Origin of the sequence: Bradyrhizobium sp. NBAIM14 (assembly GCF_020193895.1) — a bacterium.
Lineage (GTDB): Bacteria > Pseudomonadota > Alphaproteobacteria > Rhizobiales > Xanthobacteraceae > Bradyrhizobium > Bradyrhizobium yuanmingense.
In genome coordinates this window covers 1-2,158 of the sequence record NZ_JADYVQ010000055.1, presented here as the reverse complement: position 1 = coordinate 2,158, position 2,158 = coordinate 1, and the positions used below count along the sequence as shown (strand labels likewise).

At 55.7% G+C, this 2,158-nt stretch carries 1 protein-coding gene and 1 pseudogene; one reads left to right on the top strand and one right to left on the bottom strand.

Annotation, left to right across the window (positions count from 1 at the left end):
• A pseudogene (locus I6F28_RS36945) lies at nt 1–312 on the bottom strand (alpha/beta hydrolase); the annotation flags it as partial.
• A gap of 590 nt (nt 313–902) precedes the next feature.
• On the opposite strand from I6F28_RS36945, the gene I6F28_RS36940 reads away from it, so the two are divergent.
• Nucleotides 903–1,430 (top strand): Hsp20/alpha crystallin family protein, encoded by a 528-nt coding sequence (locus tag I6F28_RS36940; protein ID WP_225143911.1) that lies wholly within the window; start codon nt 903–905, stop codon nt 1,428–1,430.
• Nucleotides 1,431–2,158: the final 728 nt, after the last annotated feature.

Below are 2,158 nucleotides of genomic sequence, written 5' to 3'. Positions count from 1 at the left end.
GCGCTCGCCCGCGTCGCGGATGTATTCACGCCAAGAAACGCCAAGCCGTCCATCGTCACGCAGGTTCCTCAGATCTTTGGCTAGACGTTCGCCGCTTGCCAAGAGCTCGGGTAGGCGTGTAAAGACCGTTTCGCAGCCGCGCTTGACCCGCAGTATCCAGGCAACTTGTAGAATGTTGATGGTCTTCGCGCCCTGTTGGCCCATGCGATCAGCGTAGATTCTGAATGGGCTGCGGGTGAGCGCGTGCTCGACTTCTGCACGTTGCGCTTCCATTGACTGGGCCAGGTTGGAGCGCTGGAACGAGTCAGACATGGCCTAACCTCCTCTGTTCTAGAGTCGATGCCGCCCCGTGATACTAAATTGCGCTGTGGTGCCGGATTGCCTATCGATGGCGTCTTTCATCCGGCAAACTGCTCGCAAGCGAGGTCAAAGTGTGACCAAGGAAGCGTAACCTCAAGAGGACGTTTTGCGAGCAGGGTGACTTTCCACGACGTTCCCAGATCTCTCGGTGCAAAGTCGATGCCAGGCATCTCGTTGCTGCCGAGACGAAGGATGGCCAAGCAACTTCCGTCTTTCCTCTTCTGCTGCATAGCGTTTGTCCGATTGAGAACCAAGCTTGTCAGAGATCGGACGCTGTGGGTCGCCTTTGTTAGACAGCCACCTCGCATGCCTAGGGAGCATTCCCCGGGACCACCTATTATTTCAGATGGGTCCTGCTCAATCTTCCAAACTTTCAACCGGTCGCCCGTAGCCATCGCCTCAAATATGTTCTCTCACACATGAGCGCTCAATCAGGAGGCGAGTTGGCACATTGGTTGCTATTACGGTCTATGACGACCTGGTCCGCTCAGCGCAGTCAGAGATTGCGCCTTCCAGAATGATCTCAAACATGGAGTTAGATCATGACGAATGAGACGAGAGTACCCGTCACCAGGAAGGCTAGTGAGCCCGCGTTTTTTCCTGAAGCATGGCGCCCACTCGAGGCATTGCGCAACGAGGTGGATCGCTTGTTCGAAGACTTGTTTGGCGGCGATTTCTGGCGCCGCTCGTTCCCCCCGCACGCTAGTCTTGGAAGGTCGGTTGCCAAGAAGGTCGCCGCAAGCCCCGCAGTGGATCTTAGTGAAAGCGACAAGGCTTACGAGATTACAGCCGAACTGCCTGGACTCGATGAAAAGGACATAGAGGTTCAGGTTATCAATGGCGGACTGACCATTAAAGGCGAGAAAAAAGAACACAAGGAAGAGAAGCACAAGGACTACTACCTCTCCGAGCGCAGTTACGGCTCCTTCGCGCGCTACTTCGGTTTACCGGAATGTGTGGAGGCCAGCAAGATTGAGGCCTCCGTCAAGAACGGCGTCCTTAGGGTGACTTTGCCGAAAAATGCGGAAGCTCAGAAGCCGCCCAAGAAGATTGACGTGAAAGCAACTTAGGCACCGACGTGTCCATGCGAGTTGCGACAATCGCACCAAGCGCCAATTGCTTGCGGGGAGAAGTCAAGCGAAACCGTCAGGTGGGGATGACTACACGCGCCTGCATCTGCCTTGCTCTCGGCGAAGTTGATGCCCACACGGGGGAACGATCGCCTGCTTCGTCGGCGCGAGCAGCGAGCGGCGAACTGTCGATTACGACGCCCAACTCATCGCCTCGCCGGTCGCGCTCTAGGTCGTGCGGACTCTTGGGTTTCTCAAATCAGTTGCACAGTGTTTTAAGGCTTTCCTTTAGGAGGAAGCCTTCGGTGTCATGGATTGGTCGTTCTGAACGATGGGCAATGGGATCGCATCTCCAGCTTGATCATCCTCGGCCAGACCAGCGCGGCTCGACGGGCCGTGACAGCGGATGTTCGTCGAGGGCGTGTTGTGGATCGTGCGGACCGTCCCTGGCGGGATCTGCCTGAGGCGCGGACTACCTACTACTTTAGAAGATGGCTTCTTGCCCCTTACTGACTTTCGATCGGTTGGACGCGCTAAGCTCTTCACGGGCCATCCCTGAACCATGGTCTCACTCGATATGAGCAGCTCAAATTAGGCGACCGCCCCAAGCTCGTCGTCGCTTATATGATCTACACGATTCGACTGCTCAACGCTGATGTTGTTGTATCTTGAGATTATCCAACAACTTCGAGCCTTCACTGAACGATCTCGACCAAGATCGCTCTGCC